The organism is Prevotella sp. C0026C3, from assembly GCF_056590795.1.
The window spans coordinates 38,248-56,398 of record NZ_JBWPWW010000006.1 but is presented as its reverse complement, the minus strand read 5'-3'; the positions used below and the strand labels follow the sequence as shown (position 1 = coordinate 56,398).

At 44.0% G+C, this 18,151-nt stretch carries 17 protein-coding genes; 7 read left to right on the top strand and 10 right to left on the bottom strand.

Annotated elements, in window-relative coordinates; all coding sequences use genetic code 11:
- Positions 1 to 3 precede the first annotated feature (3 nt).
- Both AC1EK4_RS05380 and AC1EK4_RS05375 read left to right on the top strand, forming a co-directional pair.
- Positions 4 to 999 (top strand): DUF4249 domain-containing protein, encoded by a 996-nt coding sequence (locus tag AC1EK4_RS05380; protein ID WP_480357316.1) that lies wholly within the window; start codon positions 4 to 6, stop codon positions 997 to 999.
- Between the two features lie 78 nt (positions 1,000 to 1,077).
- Positions 1,078 to 1,857, top strand: a complete 780-nt coding sequence (locus AC1EK4_RS05375; protein ID WP_036896344.1) for a FecR family protein — start codon at positions 1,078 to 1,080, stop codon at positions 1,855 to 1,857.
- Between the two features lie 37 nt (positions 1,858 to 1,894).
- Here the strand turns inward: AC1EK4_RS05375 and AC1EK4_RS05370 are convergent, their stop codons facing one another.
- Both AC1EK4_RS05370 and AC1EK4_RS05365 read right to left on the bottom strand, forming a co-directional pair.
- Positions 1,895 to 3,043 (bottom strand): MalY/PatB family protein, encoded by a 1,149-nt coding sequence (locus AC1EK4_RS05370; RefSeq protein WP_480357314.1) that lies wholly within the window; start codon positions 3,041 to 3,043, stop codon positions 1,895 to 1,897.
- A gap of 12 nt (positions 3,044 to 3,055) precedes the next feature.
- Entirely contained in the window at positions 3,056 to 3,898 is an 843-nt protein-coding gene (locus AC1EK4_RS05365) for a DUF3737 family protein (RefSeq protein ID WP_062433998.1), read from the bottom strand.
- 222 nt (positions 3,899 to 4,120) lie between these two features.
- Here AC1EK4_RS05365 and AC1EK4_RS05360 point away from each other — a divergent pair, with 222 nt between their 5' ends.
- Positions 4,121 to 4,399 (top strand): hypothetical protein, encoded by a 279-nt coding sequence (locus tag AC1EK4_RS05360; RefSeq protein ID WP_036896347.1) that lies wholly within the window; start codon positions 4,121 to 4,123, stop codon positions 4,397 to 4,399.
- Between the two features lie 116 nt (positions 4,400 to 4,515).
- Here the strand turns inward: AC1EK4_RS05360 and rplS are convergent, their stop codons facing one another.
- The 3 genes from rplS to AC1EK4_RS05345 form a co-directional block, all read right to left on the bottom strand.
- The gene (gene rplS, locus AC1EK4_RS05355) at positions 4,516 to 4,881 is read right to left on the bottom strand and encodes a 50S ribosomal protein L19 (RefSeq protein ID WP_036896348.1); all 366 of its coding nucleotides are present in this window, start codon (positions 4,879 to 4,881) and stop codon (positions 4,516 to 4,518) included.
- Positions 4,882 to 5,072: 191 nt separating this feature from the next.
- The gene (locus AC1EK4_RS05350; protein WP_480357312.1) at positions 5,073 to 6,623 is read right to left on the bottom strand and encodes a RagB/SusD family nutrient uptake outer membrane protein; all 1,551 of its coding nucleotides are present in this window, start codon (positions 6,621 to 6,623) and stop codon (positions 5,073 to 5,075) included.
- A 12-nt stretch (positions 6,624 to 6,635) separates the two neighbouring features.
- On the bottom strand, positions 6,636 to 9,683 hold the full coding sequence (locus AC1EK4_RS05345; protein WP_052052756.1) for a SusC/RagA family TonB-linked outer membrane protein: 3,048 nt from the start codon (positions 9,681 to 9,683) through the stop codon (positions 6,636 to 6,638).
- A gap of 919 nt (positions 9,684 to 10,602) precedes the next feature.
- Here AC1EK4_RS05345 and AC1EK4_RS05340 point away from each other — a divergent pair.
- Genes AC1EK4_RS05340 through AC1EK4_RS05330 form a run of 3 tightly spaced genes read left to right on the top strand, consistent with a single transcriptional unit; the run spans position 10,603 to position 13,183 of the window.
- Entirely contained in the window at positions 10,603 to 11,367 is a 765-nt protein-coding gene (locus AC1EK4_RS05340) for a 5'-nucleotidase C-terminal domain-containing protein (RefSeq protein WP_480357311.1), read from the top strand.
- A 39-nt stretch (positions 11,368 to 11,406) separates the two neighbouring features.
- Complete coding sequence (locus AC1EK4_RS05335) at positions 11,407 to 12,243, top strand: bifunctional metallophosphatase/5'-nucleotidase (RefSeq protein WP_062433931.1); 837 nt, start codon at positions 11,407 to 11,409, stop codon at positions 12,241 to 12,243.
- A 58-nt stretch (positions 12,244 to 12,301) separates the two neighbouring features.
- A complete protein-coding gene (locus AC1EK4_RS05330) occupies positions 12,302 to 13,183 on the top strand; it encodes a carbohydrate kinase family protein (protein WP_480357310.1) in 882 nt (293 codons plus the stop codon).
- 23 nt (positions 13,184 to 13,206) lie between these two features.
- Here the strand turns inward: AC1EK4_RS05330 and AC1EK4_RS05325 are convergent, their stop codons facing one another.
- Positions 13,207 to 14,445 (bottom strand): anaerobic sulfatase-maturation protein, encoded by a 1,239-nt coding sequence (locus AC1EK4_RS05325; RefSeq protein ID WP_036898335.1) that lies wholly within the window; start codon positions 14,443 to 14,445, stop codon positions 13,207 to 13,209.
- 189 nt (positions 14,446 to 14,634) lie between these two features.
- On the opposite strand from AC1EK4_RS05325, the gene AC1EK4_RS05320 reads away from it, so the two are divergent.
- The gene (locus AC1EK4_RS05320; RefSeq protein WP_036898338.1) at positions 14,635 to 15,003 is read left to right on the top strand and encodes a DMT family protein; all 369 of its coding nucleotides are present in this window, start codon (positions 14,635 to 14,637) and stop codon (positions 15,001 to 15,003) included.
- Positions 15,004 to 15,012: 9 nt separating this feature from the next.
- On the opposite strand, the gene xylE is transcribed toward AC1EK4_RS05320, so the two are convergent.
- From xylE to AC1EK4_RS05300, 4 genes are all read right to left on the bottom strand, one after another.
- Positions 15,013 to 16,479: a D-xylose transporter XylE gene (xylE, locus tag AC1EK4_RS05315; RefSeq protein WP_036898341.1), complete on the bottom strand. Its 1,467-nt coding sequence runs from the start codon at positions 16,477 to 16,479 to the stop codon at positions 15,013 to 15,015.
- Between the two features lie 226 nt (positions 16,480 to 16,705).
- The gene (locus tag AC1EK4_RS05310) at positions 16,706 to 17,368 is read right to left on the bottom strand and encodes an ATP-binding cassette domain-containing protein (RefSeq protein WP_480357308.1); all 663 of its coding nucleotides are present in this window, start codon (positions 17,366 to 17,368) and stop codon (positions 16,706 to 16,708) included.
- Entirely contained in the window at positions 17,355 to 17,891 is a 537-nt protein-coding gene (locus AC1EK4_RS05305; RefSeq protein WP_062433912.1) for a hypothetical protein, read from the bottom strand. Before AC1EK4_RS05305 ends, AC1EK4_RS05310 begins: the two co-directional genes overlap by 14 nt.
- A complete protein-coding gene (locus AC1EK4_RS05300) occupies positions 17,881 to 18,021 on the bottom strand; it encodes a hypothetical protein (protein WP_156431049.1) in 141 nt (46 codons plus the stop codon). The genes AC1EK4_RS05305 and AC1EK4_RS05300 overlap by 11 nt, the downstream gene beginning before the upstream one ends.
- Between the last annotated feature and the right edge of the window lie 130 nt (positions 18,022 to 18,151).

Sequence of the window (18,151 nt, the reverse complement as noted above, 5' to 3'; positions counted from 1 at the left end):
AAAATGAGACGAAGAAGATTCATACAACATACTTTCATCCTCTGTATCATATGCTTGTTGGCGTTCAGTACGGTGGCATGTCGAGATGATTTCAATATTGTTTCTACCGATACTAACAACAAATTAGTAGCCTATGTATTCCCTTCTACGGCCGACACCACCTATATACAACTATGGAAGAGCATTCCTGTAGGTACAAAACGGTCTATATCAGCCTCTGAGGTAAGGGAAGCCAACATACAATATAGTGTCAATGGCATGCCACGCAAAGTTTACAAGAAAGAGAATGGTATGTACTATACCACGGGGAAACAGCAAACCGGAGATCTCATCAACTTGAGTGTATCAACCGACAGTCTCCCTAACGTAGAGTCGCAAGGTTCCATTCCACAAGCTATTCCGATTATATCCGACAATACTATATACGTCACACGCATCGGAGAAGATAACATCAAGGATACATACTACCAAATACAAGCCCACTTTACCGACCCCGAAGCTACTGCAGACTACTATGCCGTGCGCATTCTAGTAAAGGATATAGCACCCAAAAACGACTCGTATGAGAATCTACAAGATTTAGATTCCGCCTATTTCTGGGCTGACATCAATACCAAAGACGAAATTGTGCTCAACCATATATCCGATATTGACAACAGTTTGGGCTTCAACAACATGTTCTATCGTAACTTCTACATCTTCAACGACCACAATATCAACGGACTAACCCATACCCTACGCCTCAACGTGTTGAGTTATCAAACCGCCATGACAAGCCAAGTACCCATCAGTCGAAGCTTTAAGGTATTCCTCTACAAGCTTTCCCCGGAGTATTATAAATTCCTCAAATCAATCAATGAATTAGCCAATAACAAGCTTGCTCGCTATGGTTTATCGCAGATGAAACCCTCTTTTACCAACATCCGCGGGGGCTTTGGCGTCCTTGGTTGCTACGCTCTGAGCGAGAGCGATTGGATGAAAGTAGAACTAGAATATTGAGAAAAGTTTTTTTATTTGCATTTTGAATGGGGGGAAATAGACTTTCTTACGTCATATGAATGAAATAGTAATTTGATCATGGACAAAAAACAAGAAACTGCCTTTGTGCTGCATTATTATCAAGAAGGAAAGCTCGATACCCGAAAAGCTATCCATAGATTTCGTGCAAGCGTCGGTATAAAGCCGAAACATACAGCCTTACGAATCGTCAGTATGGTAGCATCATTCCTCATTTTGCTCTCTATTGGCAGCTACTTGATGCTGCGTCAGCCCACAACTACATTGGTTGCCCGGACAGAGACCCAAAGTTTTTGGCTGTCAGACAGCACACATGTGACCCTATCACCACACTCGACACTCTCTTACAAAGGCGATAACTGCCGACAAGTAACCATGACTGGCAAGATATACTTTGAAGTAAAGCACGACAATCAGCGCCCTTTTGATGTGGAAAGTAGCCAAGGCCATGTACGAGTATTGGGTACTAAGTTTGAGATAGCCGAAACGACAGCACATACAGAAGTATATGTCAATAGTGGGAAAGTGCTTTTCACTGCACTAGGTCAAGCCGATGGAATCATGCTAACCAAGGGTATGCGCGCCGTCATATCACAAAAAGATGAGCGCCCTGTACGCATTGCTGACGAAGACGAGAACCACGTTAGTTGGGCCACCCATCGCTTCCACTTCGATAACACCCCTATCAATGAGGTGGTGGAAGACCTGAATGCCCACTATGGAACTCATCTTATAGCTCCCAACACCAATAAACGTCTCACAGGAAACTTTGATGCCGGGAAGCTAGATGAGATTATTGAGATTATCAATAAGACACTTGATATAAACCTTTCATTATAATACACACGCGCTTAGTCCTCGGAATGGTAACAGTAGTTTAGCGACATAGTCGACTCAAACCTTCCAGCATCCTGCTCCGAGGACAAGCTATATTTATACGAATATAGCCTTCTCCGGCGACATCACCGTAATGTGTACCGGCATTGACGTACACTTTACGTTCTTTCAGCCACCATTCTTCCAATTCAGCGACAGGCTTTCCCATAGCCGAAACATCTACCCATACCACGTAAGTGCCCTCTTGTCGCATCACTGTCCATTCCGGTTTGTGTTCTACAATGAATGCCCTTAGTGCTTTGTAGTTATCTCTTAAGTAAACATTCAATTCATCAATCCACGGCTCACCCTCCCGATAAGCAGTTTCAAGAGCCACCACTCCAAACGGATTAACATCGCAAACTTCATTGATATTGATAGCTCTGTCGATACGACGACGTACCTCTGCATTCTCACAAATGATATTAGAAATCTGCAAACCTGCAATATTGAAAGCCTTAGAAGGCGCATTCAGCGTTACCACATTCTTTAAGCAAGCCTCCGATACAGTCGCAAACGGAGTATATTGATAGCCCGGCATCACGAATTCACAGTGTATTTCATCACACACCACACGCACCCCATGGCGCAAACAGATATCGTTCATGCGTTCTAATTCCTCTTTCCGCCATACACGTCCACCCGGATTATGAGGATTACAAAGCAAGAATACCGTCGTCTTCTCATCGGCACACTTCGCTTCAAAATCCTCAAAATCTATCTCATAGGTATCATCTCGGCGTACCAATCTATTCTCCAAGACATTACACCCGGCATTTTTGATACACGAGAAGAAGCAATTATATACCGGTGTTTGAACTAAAACATTTTCTCCCGGCATCGTCAATGCCTTGAGAACACAGGCAATTCCGGGTACTACTCCCGATGTATAGAGCATCCAGTCGCGCTCAATCGTAAATCCATGACGACGCGCAAACCACCCCTGCACAGCCTCATAATAGCTTTCGGGCACTAGTGTATAACCGAAAACGCCATGTTCTACACGCTTCATCAATGCTTCCTTGATACAAGGAGCAACTTCAAAATCCATATCGGCCACCCACATTGGGATGACATCAGTGTCTTTCACTAAATCCCATTTAATACAATTGGAATTACGACGGTCTATTAGTTTATCAAAGTCAAACATGTTATTATAAATTTATCGTTTTACTATTTCGCAGTTATTTGGTGCTTTCACGAATTCGTCGTAAGTCACACTGCTAATCTCATCGGCCACAATACGACCGGTACGAGGGTTCTTGATGTTGGTTATCGTACCACGAATATCGGCTTGAATATCCGAGTCTTCAAAGGCACGGTCGCATGCTGCATCAAATGTACAGTTCTCCAACACGAGGTTTTCCACGTAACATAGCGGTTGTTCTCCACTAATATGGCAGTTTACCAAGCGCACATGATTGCTATGCCAAGCCAAGTACTCACCGTCAAGTTCACTATCATAGATGGTCACATGGTCACATTCCCAAAACGCATCCTTCGTGGTAATCTTAGCATGATGCACTTCTACATTCTCACAATATTGGAAAACATATTTTGCATCGCTCTCCAATCCATCCACATAGATATTCTTGCTGAACATGAAAGGATAAGTCCCCTCATGCAAAGATACATTTTTTATTGTCAAGCCATCAACTTTCCAGAAAGTTTCATCAGCATCATTGATTTTCACATTCTCCAATGTAAGGTTCTTCATCTCACGAAAAAACTTCGGTCCATCAATCACACTATCTTTCATTACCATATCTGTGCTGTACCAAATAGCCGACCGGCTCTCCGGCGCAAAGTAGCAGTTGGTTATCAGACTGCCGTCTACATGCCACCAAGGATATTTGCCATAGAATGCAGAATGGTCACATTCCAAATTTCGACAGCATTTTATACCCGACTCACCGTCCGTTATTTCAATATTTTCCAAACGCACATCGTGTGCTCCAAAGAGAGGGCGCTCGCCCCCAAACTTTTTATCTTTTATTATTTCCATCTTCATCTTGTATCTTTTGCAAAGGTAAAGAGAATATCGTAAACGGCAATTAAACAATTTACAGATTTAACTATCAATATTACTTGACGCCACATCAAGAACATCATATCATCCCTCACACAAGAAATATTCATTGCTTTAAGATGGCACTCATGAAGTTTTTCATACCTTTGCAAACAAATAATAGAAACACTTAATAAGTTATTTGTTTTGTTATGAGATATGGGAAAAGATATTAAGATTATCTGGAAAGAAGTCCAAGCCAAGCTGAATGCAAGAGAAACGATACAAGTAGATTTCGAAAAACTATCGAAATATTTTTCCAAACATCACATACATCTGAAGTCAGCATCGCTCCGTAAGCTCTGGAAATACGTCAAGGGGATAGAGAAACCGTCTCCTGAAGTTCTTGACCGCCTTGCCTTGCTTGCGGGTTTTGACGATTGGAACACCCTACGTACAACATTTAAGGATGAGGAAGAAAACACTAATAACAAATAATTAGTCTATAAAGGCCAATTAGTACGACTACTCTCATCCCCCCAATAACCAAAAAGAGGTTCAGCACCGCAATGGGCTGAACCTCTTTTTTTACTATCCTTATCGGATGGAATGAATTATTCTGCTGTAGCAACAAGAGTTCTCTTCTCCTTGATACGAGCTTTCTTACCGGTAAGTGCACGCAGATAGTACAGTTTAGCACGACGTACTTTACCACGCTTGTTCACTTCGATGCTGTCTATAGCAGGCGACTCAATAGGGAAGATACGCTCTACTCCTATGGTACCAGACATCTTACGAACAGTGAAACGCTTCTTGTCACCATGGCCGGATATTTTGATTACCACACCACGATAGAGCTGAATACGCTCTTTTGTACCCTCGACGATTCTGTAAGCTACAGTGATTGTATCACCGGCTTTGAACGATGGGAACTGCTTACCGGTAGCAAATGCTTCCTCAGCAACCTTTATTAAATCCATTTTGTTGTATTAAAAAAATGTTTGTTGCTCCAACGCAACGTGCGCGACAACTCTTCTGTCACCAGCGGTTACGCCGAAAATCGGTGCAAAGTTACAGTTTTTTCCACGATATGCCAAATGTTATTACATAATTCTTGACGTCATTGGAATATCTCACTGTACTTTTTTTGCCAACATTCCTTCCTATGGATTTAATCCCAATTGGGATTCTGTTTCAATACACCTTTGGCCAAATCGATTTCCTTCAGAGGGATTGCCCACAAGTAATCACGGCTTGGATTAAACTTGCGAACTTCTACTTGGAATGGCTTTCCACTATCATCCACGCCCATGACAGGCTTTGTCACTTCTTTCTCAGTAGTCTTATAGCTACGCGTATCGAAGAGATGGATACCTTCAAAGGCCAATTCCAGTCTGCGTTCCAGTCGAATGGCTGTACGCATTTGGTCTTTGTTAAGCCCTGCAGGCAATGCCGGTAGATTAACACTCGGACGCTGACGAACTTCATTTACGGCATCATATACCTGCTGATCGGGTGCTCCGAGACGTTCATTACGAGCCTCTGCAAAGGTAAGCAGCACTTCAGCATAACGTATATAGATAAAGTTGGTCCAGTCATAATTATTGATACCATCATTCTCCGGATTCATATATTTACGCATACAATATCCTGTACGGGTATGACTACCATCGCCCAATTGCTTAATATCATAGGCTTTACCTGCTATCTGTGCCCCTTTCCAAAGAATAGAGAAAGCCAATCGTGGGTCACGATCCTCAAAAGGCTTAGCCGGATTATAGAGTGGCGACTCCTTGATAGACTTTCCATCGGTACAAGGATAAGCATCTACCATATCTTGAGTGGGCGAAAGAGCTTCCCAACCACCCATCATGATAGGTGCAAAGAACAATCCTATCTTGCTACCTTCCTTAGAATTCTTCGGATTCTCGATATATTCGCGATCGAAGAGTATTTCATCGCAGGTCTCAGCTACCGGTTGAAAAAGGTCACCATAATTATCGTAGAGTTTGAATTGCTTTGAGGCCATCACCTTGGCAGCAGCTTCTTCCGCTACATCATACTTATGGGCATAGAAAGCCACACGCGCTTTTAAGGCATAACAAGCACCGGCGCTGGGTTTACCATGGTCTACAACAGCACGCTTCATAGGCAGATTGGGAGCAGCTTTGTCAAGTAATCCTACGATATAATCATAGGTCTCCTCAGCCGTCTTCCTTGCAGGCATCGTCTCATTGAGTGCCAAAGGATGATCCAAAACAGGCACACCACCCATATATTTTAATAAGGTAGAATAGAAGAATGCCTCCAAGAATTGCACTTCTGCTGTGAGTTGTGCTTTGTCTTTGTCGTTCATCTGGACATCGGTTATCTTCTCTTTGTACACCAAACAGCGACGAATACCTTGATAAGCATCGTTCCATAATTGGAGGAAGTGCGGATTACTCGATGTAGAAGTACCTGCCGAGAGTGCTCCCTGCTCTGCTCCCACATGCACCGGAACAGCATTATCGGTATAGCAATCGGTCATGATGGTGTGGTTCTCAGGCTGTACCAAGTAGAGATAGATACCATTAACATAGCTTTGGGCATCATTGCCGTCTTTCCAAAACGATGCATCTGACTGGCGATCTTTCGGAGTACGCTCTAGAAAACTGTCGTTGCACGATGCAAACAGCAATAAGCCGGCAGCCAACAGTGGAATATATTGTTTGATTTTCATACTGTTCAAAATTTAGAAGTTTATGTTGAGACCGAATGAATAATTGCGTGTCAACGGATAATAGTTACCCGATACCATTTCCGGATCGACACTATCGAAGCCGGAGAGCGTAAAGAGATTGTCAATACTGCAATAGATACGTAGGCGACTGATACCGAACTTAGAGATAAAAGACTTCGGACAGCTGTATCCTACTTGCAAATTTCTCATCTTAAGATAGGATGCATCCTGTACCCAGAAGCTAGAAGTGACACGGTTCTTAGAGTCTTTCATCGACAAGCGAGGCATCGAACCATTGGGATTATCCTTGGTCCAACGATCCAAATACTTATCGGTCACCTTTCCACCATTGTAGAAAGCATAGCGAATCTCGCTCACCGGAAGTCCCTTAACGGCTGCAGAGCCTTGGAATACGGCATTCAAATCGAAGTTACGATATTGTACTGCGAAGTTAAGACCAAAACCAATCTTGGGGAAATACGAACCCAGCACACGGCGGTCGCGACTATCTACAGTCTTATCATCATTCAAATCACGATACTTCAAATCGCCGGGAACAGGTGTACCCATTGTCTGTGCAGGGTGTTTTGTTATCTCGTCAGCACTACGGAAGATACCATCACACTCGTATCCATAGTAAGCCCACAACGGATCGCCTACAGATTGTCCGGGAGTATCGCCCCCCTTGAGGTCGGTTATCTTATTGTGTACGTAGCTGAAGTTGGCATTCAGCGAGTAGTTCCAATCACCAATGTGGTTGTTGTGGCCCAACTGCAATTCAAAACCGGTATTGAGTACGGTTCCGGCATTCTGCATCGGTGCACCTACACCTGTAATATAGGGAATAGGAAGTTGCAACAATATATCGCGAGTCTCCTTGCGGAAGAAATCGGCCGAGAACGTTAAGCGGTTTCTAAACAGTGTAGCATCAAAACCAACGTTCCACTGTTCGGTCTTTTCCCAAGTAATATTGTTATTAGCCATTGGGCTGGCAATAGAGATACCTGTGTAGAGTTTGTTATTGAAACTATAATCGTAACCGTACACATAAGTATTCTGGAAAGGATAGTTATTAACTACTCCATTCACGTCGATGGTCTCTTGATTACCCAAAAGTCCCCAAGACAGACGCAATTTCAAGTTGTCTACCCAGTCGACTTTGAAGAATTTCTCTTCTGAGATACGCCATCCTACAGAGAAAGAGGGGAATACACCGAAACGTTTATTCTTGGGGAAGCGCGATGTTCCGTCGTCTCTAAGGTTTGCTTCGAATAGATAACGGTTATCATAAGCATAAGTCAGACGACCGAATACAGAGCGAAGTGCATATTCCACTTCGGTACCGGTAGTTGTCTGTCCAGTCACTTCTCCAGCATTAAGCTGGCTAAGTGAGTTAGACAGATTCTTACGCGAAGCTCCTAAAAGACGCGTCTGTTGATAGAGTTGTGAGTAACCCAAAAGCGCACCTATGTCGTGCTTACCAAACGACTTATGGTAGTCCAGATAGGCCTGTAAATTGATTTCGTATGCTTTGGTATCGCTTTCTGCCTGCTTACTTTGCGTCACCTTGATAGGCGTTTCCCGGCCGGCTTCATAGAAACTCATCGAGTTAGTATGTATAGGATTGTCGAGCAGGCTCACCGTAGAAGCTGCCAAGCCTCGCAATTTCAATCCATCGATGATGTCTACTTGTAATCCCAAGCTTCCTTGGAAGTTGGTATTGATTGCCTCATCAGTACCACCAATCCTTGAATAAGCCACAGAATTATGCTCGTTTTTGAACAATGGGTAGTTACCATTGCTGAGTTGGATAGGCGTAGTAGGTGTTTCGCGGAACGCATAATGCATCAAGTTGTCCATACCATCGGCCGGTTGCGTAGACCGACTGCGATACATGGCAAGGTCGGTAGTCAACTTCACACGTTTATTAATCTGTGCATCGATGTTCGTACGCACGTTGAACTTCTTGAAGTTGGTATTTTCTACAAGTCCTTGCTTGTCATAATAGTTCAGTGCTAACGAGTAAGTCACTTTCTCACCACCACCTTTGATACTCACATGGTGATTGTGGAAGAAACCGCTACGCGAGAGTAAAGCATCCAACCAGTCCGAGTTGGGATGCGTATCGGGTGAAGTTCCATCTCTAAATTTCTGCAAATCTTCGTTAGAGAAAGGTGCCGGCACGCCATCGTTCGTATATGCCTCATTCATAAGGGTAGCATAATTGTAAGAGTCTAGATACTTGGGCATGCGCGTAGCTTGCTGCCATCCCACGTAACCGTCGTAACTTACGTTCGTACGACCTTTGCTTCCGCGCTTCGTCGTGATAAGTACTACACCATTAGCAGCACGAACACCGTAGATAGCCGAGGCTGCAGCGTCTTTCAATACCGATATATTCTCAATATCATTGGGGTTGACACTGCTCATACTACTTTCTACTCCGTCGACAATTACCATCGCACTGGCATCGCCCATTGTGCCCAATCCGCGCACACGCATGATTCCTTGGTCGGCCCCCGGCATGCTGCTATTCTGTATGACCGTCACACCGGGCATCAAACCTGTCAACATATTGGTGACATCACTACCCACACGATTGGCCAATTTATCTGAACTGATAGACGCAACAGAACCGGTCAGGTTTACCTTTTTCTGTGTTCCGTAACCTACTACCACCACTTCGTCCAGAGCCTTGTTGTCCTCTTCCAACACAATATTGTATTGGTTAGTATCTCCCTTCACACGAACAACAGCCGGTTTGAAACCGATACACGACACATGGAGTTCGCTTCCGGGTGACACATTAATGGTAAAGTGCCCATCAACATCTGTCACAGCTCCCGCTTTTCGCCCGGCCGAGGTAACCACGGCACCGATAATAGGTTCGCCTTTGTGGTCTTTCACAACCCCAACTACACGTTGCGAGTTCTGTTGTTGTACACTGGCTGCAGGTGAAACATCTGTTACAGCATAGACATGAGCAGGTGTTGCTGAGACTCCGATAGCAAGTACAATGCCTCCAAACAGGCCGATCTTGGATCTTTTTGTCTTTTTCATGTTAATACAGTTTTGTTAATATATAAGTATAGGTTGATTCCTAACAGTTAATAACATCCTTATTCACTACTATATGCATTTCAAAAGGGAAGAAACAACCATGTATCCGACATATTCCCCATGACATGTTATAGTCATAGCTGGCTAGAAATAAGTCATCGTTTTTGTTTATCGGCATAGATTATTTGGCTTCCGTCCTCATAGCACAAATAGTTATATCTGATGCAAATATACTGTTTTTTTACTTACGTTATTCAAAATAACACAGAAAATTTAAACAATAAATCCGCATTTTAGCCCATTCCCCATCTCGAAACAAAGACTAATAATCACAAAATCCTCACTATTCACCATTACTAATTCCTCACTTCTCACTCTTAACTCCTCACTCTGAATCTGCTGCACGGGCTTGGCAGCGATGCTGTCTCGCCTTTGCAACATTGCTGAAAAGTTGAGGCAGCATCGCTGCCAAGCCCGTGCAGCAGATTAAGTTTGCAAGTTTATGACTTAATAAGTTTGTAAGTTGAAGGAGAAAGAGACTAGTTTAAAGAAAGACATAAACTATTTCCAAGTACAAACAGACTTTATAAGTCGTGATATAAGAGCTTTTCTGTCTGAAGGACAACCCATGAATAACCGTATGCCTTTAGGCTTACGGTAAAAGAAGCCGAACATAACCGAGCCCGAAAGGCTCCCCCTCTTTGCCCAATCTCTATATAAAGTGTTGGTGAGAAGGGAAGTCTTACTAGATTCGGAAAATGAAATAAAGATGAGAAATCATTATTATCGTATTTTATTCCTATCTTTGTGCACGTCAAATGGGAAGGCGATTCGGGAATTTATTTCCCGTTTTTTATTTCCACTGGCTTATATATCGCGATTTTTATGTAAATTTGTATCGTATAACAGTAACTTATTTATGAAACATAAATACACAGGATTGGGCGTGGCACTGGTCGGAATGATGATGGTATCTTGCCACTCCCACTATCAACTAACAGGCATTCAGCGTACCCGTATCATTATTGACAAGCGATACGACCAACCACAAGACGCAGAAGCTGCCGCGTTCCTAAAACCTTATAAACAACAAATAGACAGCATCATGAAACCGGTGGTGGGTACACTGGCAAAGCCCATGTTTGCCCGTCGACCCGAAAGTACGTTATCAAATCTCTTGGCCGACATCATGGTTTGGGGCGGAAAGGATTTCAACGAGCATCCCGTCATGGGGCTTTATAATATGGGGGGCATCCGCGCGGGACTGTCTAAAGGTAACATCACCGTAGGCGACGTGGTGGGAATAGCACCCTTTGAGAACAAAATATGCTTTATTACCTTGTCGGGCGAGGCCCTCATGGAACTCTTCAGTAACATCGCCTCCGTCGGCGGAGAGGGGGTCAGCAAGGGCGTGACTATGCAAATCAAAGACCGTAAACTCGTAAGTGTCACCCTCAACGGCCAACCTATCGATCCGAATAAGCAATATCGCATTGCCACCATCGACTATTTGGCGCAAGGCAATGACCATATGACGGCCCTCAAACGTGGTACTGATTTGCTATCTCCGCAGTCTAAAGAAAACGACACACGCTTCATCATCATGAATTATTTCAAGGAGATGCAAGCCGAAGGCAAGGTAGTAGACAGCAATGTAGAAGGACGCATTGTCGTTTTGAAGTAATATAACTACCCATTCTGAAAAGTTTAAGACTATACAATCATGAAACGATATATCATCAGCATCGCACTCTGCCTGTCTACACTGGCCGTCGGTGCACAGAAACAGCTCACCATACTCCACACCAACGACACACATAGCTGCATAGAACCGCTCAGTATCAATTTGGCTGACACCATGCAAGCCGGCAGAGGTGGATTCCTTCGCCGTCTCACCATGATAGAACAGGAACGCAAAAAAGATCCCAAGCTACTGCTATTAGACAGCGGAGACTTCTCGCAAGGGTCGCCTTACTACACCCTTTTCAAGGGCGATGTAGAGATAGAACTCATGAATCGCATGCACTACGACGCTTCGACAGTGGGCAATCATGAGTTCGACTTCGGACTGGAAAACATGGCTCGTCTCTTCAAGATGGCTAACTTCCCCATCATTTGTTCTAACTACGATTTCACAGGAACACCAGTCGAGGGACTCACGAAGCCCTATATAGTGCTAAAAAGACAAGGTGTCAAAATAGGAATCTTTGCACTTGACCCGAAGATGGAGGGACTGGTAGCTACTAAAAACTTTGTAGGCGTGAAATATCTCGACCCTATCGAAGTAGCCAACCGCATGACGAAGCTACTCAAAGAAGAAAAGAAGTGTGACGTAGTAATACTTATCTCGCATCTGGGATGGGACGAAAGCGATATGAACGATCAAAAGTTGATAGCCGCATCACGTGGCATCGACTTGGTATTGGGTGGTCATTCACACACCTATTTCCAAGCGCTGCGCTACGTCACCGACTTAGATGGCAGGCAGGTTCCAGTAGACCAAAATGGCAAAAACGCCATATTCGTGGGGAAAATGACACTGGATTTACAGAAGAAATAAAGATACTAGGCAAATTATAAGGAACGTTTTAAAACGAGAAACACAGTCTTTCAACGTTATGGACGGAGCAATTATCGGACTGGGAGAAGTTCTTTGGGACGTACTACCCGAGGGGAAGAAGCTGGGAGGAGCACCTGCTAACTTCGCTTACCACGTAGGGCAATTCGGTTTAGAGACCAAAGCTGTCAGTGCATTAGGCAAAGATGCGCTCGGCGATGAGACTATCAAAGCTCTCGAAAGCAAAGACTTGAAGTATCTGATGCCACGTGTTGACTACCCTACAGGCACCGTACAAGTAGAGCTCGACGCCCAAGGTGTACCCACATACGATATTCGTGAGGATGTGGCATGGGACAATATACCGCTGACACCGGAAATGATTAGCCTCGCACAGAATGCTCGTGCCGTATGTTGGGGCTCGCTTGCGCAGCGCAGTTCCGGCTCTCGCAACACCATTCAACGATTTATCAACATCACACCTAACAACTGTTTACGTATCTTCGACATCAATCTTCGACAAAATTTCTATACTGCTGAAATTATCAAAGAGTCTCTACACCTCTGTAATGTGCTCAAAATCAACGATGAAGAATTGGTTATCATTGGTCAACTTCTAGGTTGTTCAAAGCTTAATATTAAGGACAAATGCCGCTTGATTCTAAATCATTACAATCTCAACATGCTGATACTTACCTGTGGAGCAGACGGAAGTTACGTATTTACACCTAGTAATGTATCGTTCCTAGAGACGCTAAAGGTAGACGTTGCCGATACTGTTGGCGCGGGAGATTCATTTACCGCCACCTTCTGTGCGGCTATCTTGGCCGGCAAGAGTGTTACAGAGGCTCACAAGTTAGCCGTAGAAGTAAGTGCATACGTATGTACCCAAAACGGTGCCATGCCTGTTTTGCCAAAGAAGTTCACTAATTTGAAAGCATAATACGCTTACTATAACAACGCTATCTACGGTCTAAATTTCATCACATTAGCCGGTGGACGGCCATTCTCATACTCCTTTTTCATGAAATCCATGTAGGGTGCGACATGGTTAAAGAACATCTTATATCCCTCACATAGATAGTTTAGGCCCGGCTCACCAGCCGCAATCTTCACAAATCTGTTCTTCGGGCACTCGCCATTACAAGCAAACTTCCACTCACACTCCATACAACGACGGGGCAACTGCTGCTTAATATCACCGAAACGTTGCTGTCGTTCGCCATAAAGCATCTCTACCAACGAGTGCTCATGGATGTTTCCAAGCTTGAATTCCGGGAACACAAAGTGGTCGCAAGAGTACACATCGCCATTAAACTCCATACAGGCTGCATGTCCACAACGCTGTGCCATGGTACATACACCGGGAATCTCGCCCACCCAATTGGCCAGTGTGGCATCAAAGATCTGAACGAAATACTCGCCCACATCTTGCTTTACCCACTCATCGAACAGCGTACATAGGAATCTACCCCACTGCTTTGGCGATACAGAGAAGTCAGCTAACGGAGCATTCGTGTCCAACATATGAGCCAAATGACGCTTGGCAGCCTCCGGTTCATTCGGTTTTTCGGGTGCAGGATACTTCACAAGACGCTCCACAATAGGCGCAAACTGAATATAATGTGCTCCTATCTCTTTGAAAAAACGATAAAACTCAAGCGGATAATCAGCGTTGAATTCATTCACAACAGCCATCGCATTCCATTGCACATCCCACTTATTGAGCAGTCGGATGCCTTTCATTACCTGCGCCCACGATGGTTTTCGGGAGCGCGACTTGCGGAATTCGTCGTGAAATTCTTGCGGCCCATCTATCGAAACGCCCACAAGAAAGTTGTTATCATGCAAGAATTTACACCACTCATCGGTCAATAATGTACCGTTGGTCTGCAACACATTGTCTATCTTACGGCCTCCGGCATACTTTTTCTGCAACTCCAATGCTCGTTTATAAAACGACAATGGCCTCATCAGCGGTTCGCCACCATGCCATTGGAACAGCACTTCGTTCATGGTTTGAGCACCAATAAACTCCTCTGTAAACTTCTCCAACAACTCGTCAGTCATCATTTGCTTGGAGTAATCGGGATACAATTTCGACTTTTCAAGGTAGTAACAATACTCACAAGCCAAGTTACAATGCGAACCAACAGGCTTGAGCATGACGTATAAAGGTCGTGAAAAAGGTGATATTGTTGTCATAGATAGCTGCAAAAATAAGCATAAGTTTCTTGTTTACACACTTTTTAAAGGTTTTTAGTGCACCCACATGATTATTGTATCTGGTCTTTCCATGCGTTCCACATAATTCTACCGGCTTCAACAAACAGAAGTCCCCTTTTGCTATTTCATCGTTTTTATCTATTTTTGCAAGTCAAAATTTAAATTGTTATGAATCCATATCTTACAATATTTCTGCTCTTGGTGTCCAACATATTCATGACCTTTGCATGGTACGGACACCTTAAATTGCAAGAGATGAAACTCCTCTCAAACGCTACGCCACTCATCTTTGTCATCCTACTAAGTTGGATGTTGGCGCTCATCGAGTATATATGTCAGGTTCCGGCCAATAGATACGGCTTCCAAGGTAATGGAGGGCACTTCACACTTTTGCAATTAAAAGTAGTGCAAGAAGTACTGTCCATTACCGTGTTCACCGTCTTTACCGTACTCTTTTTCAAAGGCGAGACCTTTCATTGGAACCACTATGCAGCTTTCGGCTGCCTCATCTTAGCGGTCTACTTGGTATTCAAATAGACCAAAAACCTACTTTCTCCACAACTTGCCCATCTCTTCAAGGGTCTTACCCTTGGTTTCCGGAACCAGTCGCCAAACGAAAATAGCTGCAATTACACAAATAGCGCCATAGAGACCATAGGTGAACCAGTGTCCAAAGTCGTCTCCCGGAGTCAGGTGCATATTAAACATTGGAACGAAAGTACTGCTTACTATCCAGTTGAATATCCACTGAAAAGCCACCGCTATAGCCACCGCTTTGCCTCGAATAGTATTGGGGAAGATCTCAGCGATGAGTACCCAACAGATTGGTCCCCACGACATCATGAACGAAGCACTGTAAACCATGATGCTTAACATGGTGATAATCTGCAGCGAGACATTGCCGAATGTGAGCGCAACACCAAACGCTCCGATGCCCATACCGATACTACCGGTTATCAGCAGAGGCTTGCGCCCCCACTTCTCCACCGTGAATACGGCCACCAACGTAAAGAGAATATTCACAATACCCATGATAACGGTCTGCACCATCGGGTTATCCATGCCCATATCACCAAAGATACGAGGTGCATAATACAGCACGGCATTGATGCCTACAGCCTGTTGGAACACGCTCAGCATGATGCCGATGAAAATACAAAGGAATCCATAAGAGAACAAACGTTCGGTTTTCTCACTGATAGTATTCTTAATATCATTGAGTATCAAAGCAGCTTGTTCGCTGCCATTGATACGACTCAGCACACCCAAAGCACGTTCGTCGCGACCCACCATCACCAAATAACGAGGTGTTTCCGGCACAAAACAGATGAGCAAAGCAAACAATCCGGCCGGTACAGCCTCACTTCCGAACATATAACGCCATCCGGTTGCGATGGTCCAAGAGGCTGCTTCGCCGTTCACCACTTGGTTTACACCGTTCACAAGTTCGATAACGGGATTGGCATGACTGCCCAATATCATGAAATTAACGAAGTAAACGACCAGCTGACCAAAGATAATGGCAAACTGATTCCAACTTACGAGCATTCCTCGAATGTTAGAAGGAGCCACCTCACCGATATACATTGGGCAGATAGCCGACGCCAATCCGACGCCCACACCGCCTATCACGCGATAGATATTAAACGAGATGAGCAGACTAAGTGATGGCTCTCCGTAGTCGAAAAACAAGAATTCGGGATACATACTGCCCAAAGCCGAGATGAAGAACATGATACCGGCAAAAATAAGTGAGCGCTTACGTCCCCAGTTAGAGGCCAACAAACCCGATAATCCGCTACCAATAATACATCCTATCAATGCACTTGCACACGTAAAACCGTGCCATGCGTCACCATAAACGAAGTCGGTAGCATTCATAAAGAAGGCCTGTAAGCCTTTCTCCGCACCCGAAATAACTGCCGTATCATAGCCAAAAAGCAGGCCACCAAGTACAGCGACCATCACAATAGAAACTAGGTAGGCTTTAGAGCCTTGCGAATTTTGTGTCATATCTATTAGGTTTAAATTGCTTAGTTACAGTTCATAATACGATTCAGCAAGGCAAATCCCCTTGACATATTGCAATGATTTGCCTAAGAACCGATAACCTCTCTATTTCCATTGTAAACAAATTTATCGAAACAACGGTTTCGGAAATGACGGTTTCGGAAACAAAACGGCTTATTACCACCTCTTTATCAAGGACTTATCTGACACTTCTCATCTCATATTTTGTTCACTTCGCCTTCAAGAAGTAATCCATCATGTCTTGCTCTATGGCTTCGGCCGACTCGTCTACATAGCGTCGTGCGATACAACCTTGGTACAGATAGAATATCTCATCGCACATATCGGTCAACGAAGAAATGATATGTGAGGAAAAAAGTATGGTACATCCGCGTTGTCGAAGTTCGTTTATCCACCGCTTCAAGATGAGCGTTCCCGGCATATCCATGCCATTAAAAGGTTCATCAAGTATATAAACAAGGTTGCGTTGGAGCATGAGAGCGAGCAACGCCAACCGTTTCTGCATGCCTAACGAATAGCGCGTGACATATCGGTCGAGTGGCAATCGTAACAGTACATTAGCTTCATCAATTTCTTGTCTGCTCGCTTTTACTCCCTGCGCTTCCAAACAAAACTCCACATACTCGTAACCCGTGACGTATGAATAATAGAAAGGCACATCGGGCAAATAACCTATCGTTCCCTTATCTTCATCTATCTCTACTTGTCCTTCATACCGCTCAAGCCCCATCAGACAGCGAAAAAGCGTACTTTTCCCGGCTCCATTCTCACCCATGATACTATAGACCCAACCAGCATCGAGCCTGAAATTTACATCTCCCAAAATGAGATGCGAACCATATTTCTTGTTCAAGTGTTCAACGATAACCATCAATCAAAGTTTTAAGTGACGATAATGAAAATTGAAAAAGCAAACAGGCAATCAAGAATTGCACAACAATGCCCCAAGCAGAATATACTACTAAACCAGCCAGCAGGCATAAAGCCAGTAGGAGAAGTCCCTCCATCACCATATTATTACGACAGAGAATCCGCAAAAAACACACCTGCACCACCAACAAAAATGTCGCCAAATAAAATTGAACCGATAATGACAGGCCTATCAACAATGGATAACCAAGACAAAGCATTAGTGCAAACGGCAGCCAAACAACAAGCGTATTGACAACTGCATGGCGTATATGCGTCTTCACAAACCTGCTTACAGATGAGTAATTGCGCATATACAATGGGTTGACAAGATTGCTAAGCATCACAGGATATACCAAGAAAAGAGTTAAAAGCATTGCTACCAATGAGATGCGCGGATTGTCTTTCACCACGCCTACGACTGCTCCTACTAGCAATACACTCCAAAAGGGCAACATCACACGCAATCCTCGCTCATACTCCATACTCCCCTGAGGAAAGAGAGAATGTGCACTTCCCCCCGATAGAGGTATGAACCTGTGGTATCCAAGCCACCATCACACCCACCAACGGTATGGCAATGACTTCCATCCAATGCAACCAACTACTCGCCATAAAAGGGTTATGTACTTCTTAAAGCTCATTATTTTCATCCTAAACTCAACAACTTATCAACTCAAAAACTCATGAACTCACAGCCTTACTTAATAACTTATAAACTCACAAACTGGCAAACTTAAAATGC

Coding starts and splice junctions, on each gene's coding strand:
- AC1EK4_RS05380 (WP_480357316.1), top strand. CDS start 4: ATGAGACGAAGAAGATTCATACAACATACTTTCATCCTCTGTATCATA.
- AC1EK4_RS05375 (WP_036896344.1), top strand. CDS start 1,078: ATGGACAAAAAACAAGAAACTGCCTTTGTGCTGCATTATTATCAAGAA.
- AC1EK4_RS05370 (WP_480357314.1), bottom strand. CDS start 3,043: ATGTTTGACTTTGATAAACTAATAGACCGTCGTAATTCCAATTGTATT.
- AC1EK4_RS05365 (WP_062433998.1), bottom strand. CDS start 3,898: ATGGAAATAATAAAAGATAAAAAGTTTGGGGGCGAGCGCCCTCTCTTT.
- AC1EK4_RS05360 (WP_036896347.1), top strand. CDS start 4,121: ATGGGAAAAGATATTAAGATTATCTGGAAAGAAGTCCAAGCCAAGCTG.
- rplS (WP_036896348.1), bottom strand. CDS start 4,881: ATGGATTTAATAAAGGTTGCTGAGGAAGCATTTGCTACCGGTAAGCAG.
- AC1EK4_RS05350 (WP_480357312.1), bottom strand. CDS start 6,623: ATGAAAATCAAACAATATATTCCACTGTTGGCTGCCGGCTTATTGCTG.
- AC1EK4_RS05345 (WP_052052756.1), bottom strand. CDS start 9,683: ATGAAAAAGACAAAAAGATCCAAGATCGGCCTGTTTGGAGGCATTGTA.
- AC1EK4_RS05340 (WP_480357311.1), top strand. CDS start 10,603: ATGAAACATAAATACACAGGATTGGGCGTGGCACTGGTCGGAATGATG.
- AC1EK4_RS05335 (WP_062433931.1), top strand. CDS start 11,407: ATGAAACGATATATCATCAGCATCGCACTCTGCCTGTCTACACTGGCC.
- AC1EK4_RS05330 (WP_480357310.1), top strand. CDS start 12,302: ATGGACGGAGCAATTATCGGACTGGGAGAAGTTCTTTGGGACGTACTA.
- AC1EK4_RS05325 (WP_036898335.1), bottom strand. CDS start 14,445: ATGACAACAATATCACCTTTTTCACGACCTTTATACGTCATGCTCAAG.
- AC1EK4_RS05320 (WP_036898338.1), top strand. CDS start 14,635: ATGAATCCATATCTTACAATATTTCTGCTCTTGGTGTCCAACATATTC.
- xylE (WP_036898341.1), bottom strand. CDS start 16,479: ATGACACAAAATTCGCAAGGCTCTAAAGCCTACCTAGTTTCTATTGTG.
- AC1EK4_RS05310 (WP_480357308.1), bottom strand. CDS start 17,368: ATGGTTATCGTTGAACACTTGAACAAGAAATATGGTTCGCATCTCATT.
- AC1EK4_RS05305 (WP_062433912.1), bottom strand. CDS start 17,891: ATGGAGTATGAGCGAGGATTGCGTGTGATGTTGCCCTTTTGGAGTGTA.
- AC1EK4_RS05300 (WP_156431049.1), bottom strand. CDS start 18,021: ATGGCGAGTAGTTGGTTGCATTGGATGGAAGTCATTGCCATACCGTTG.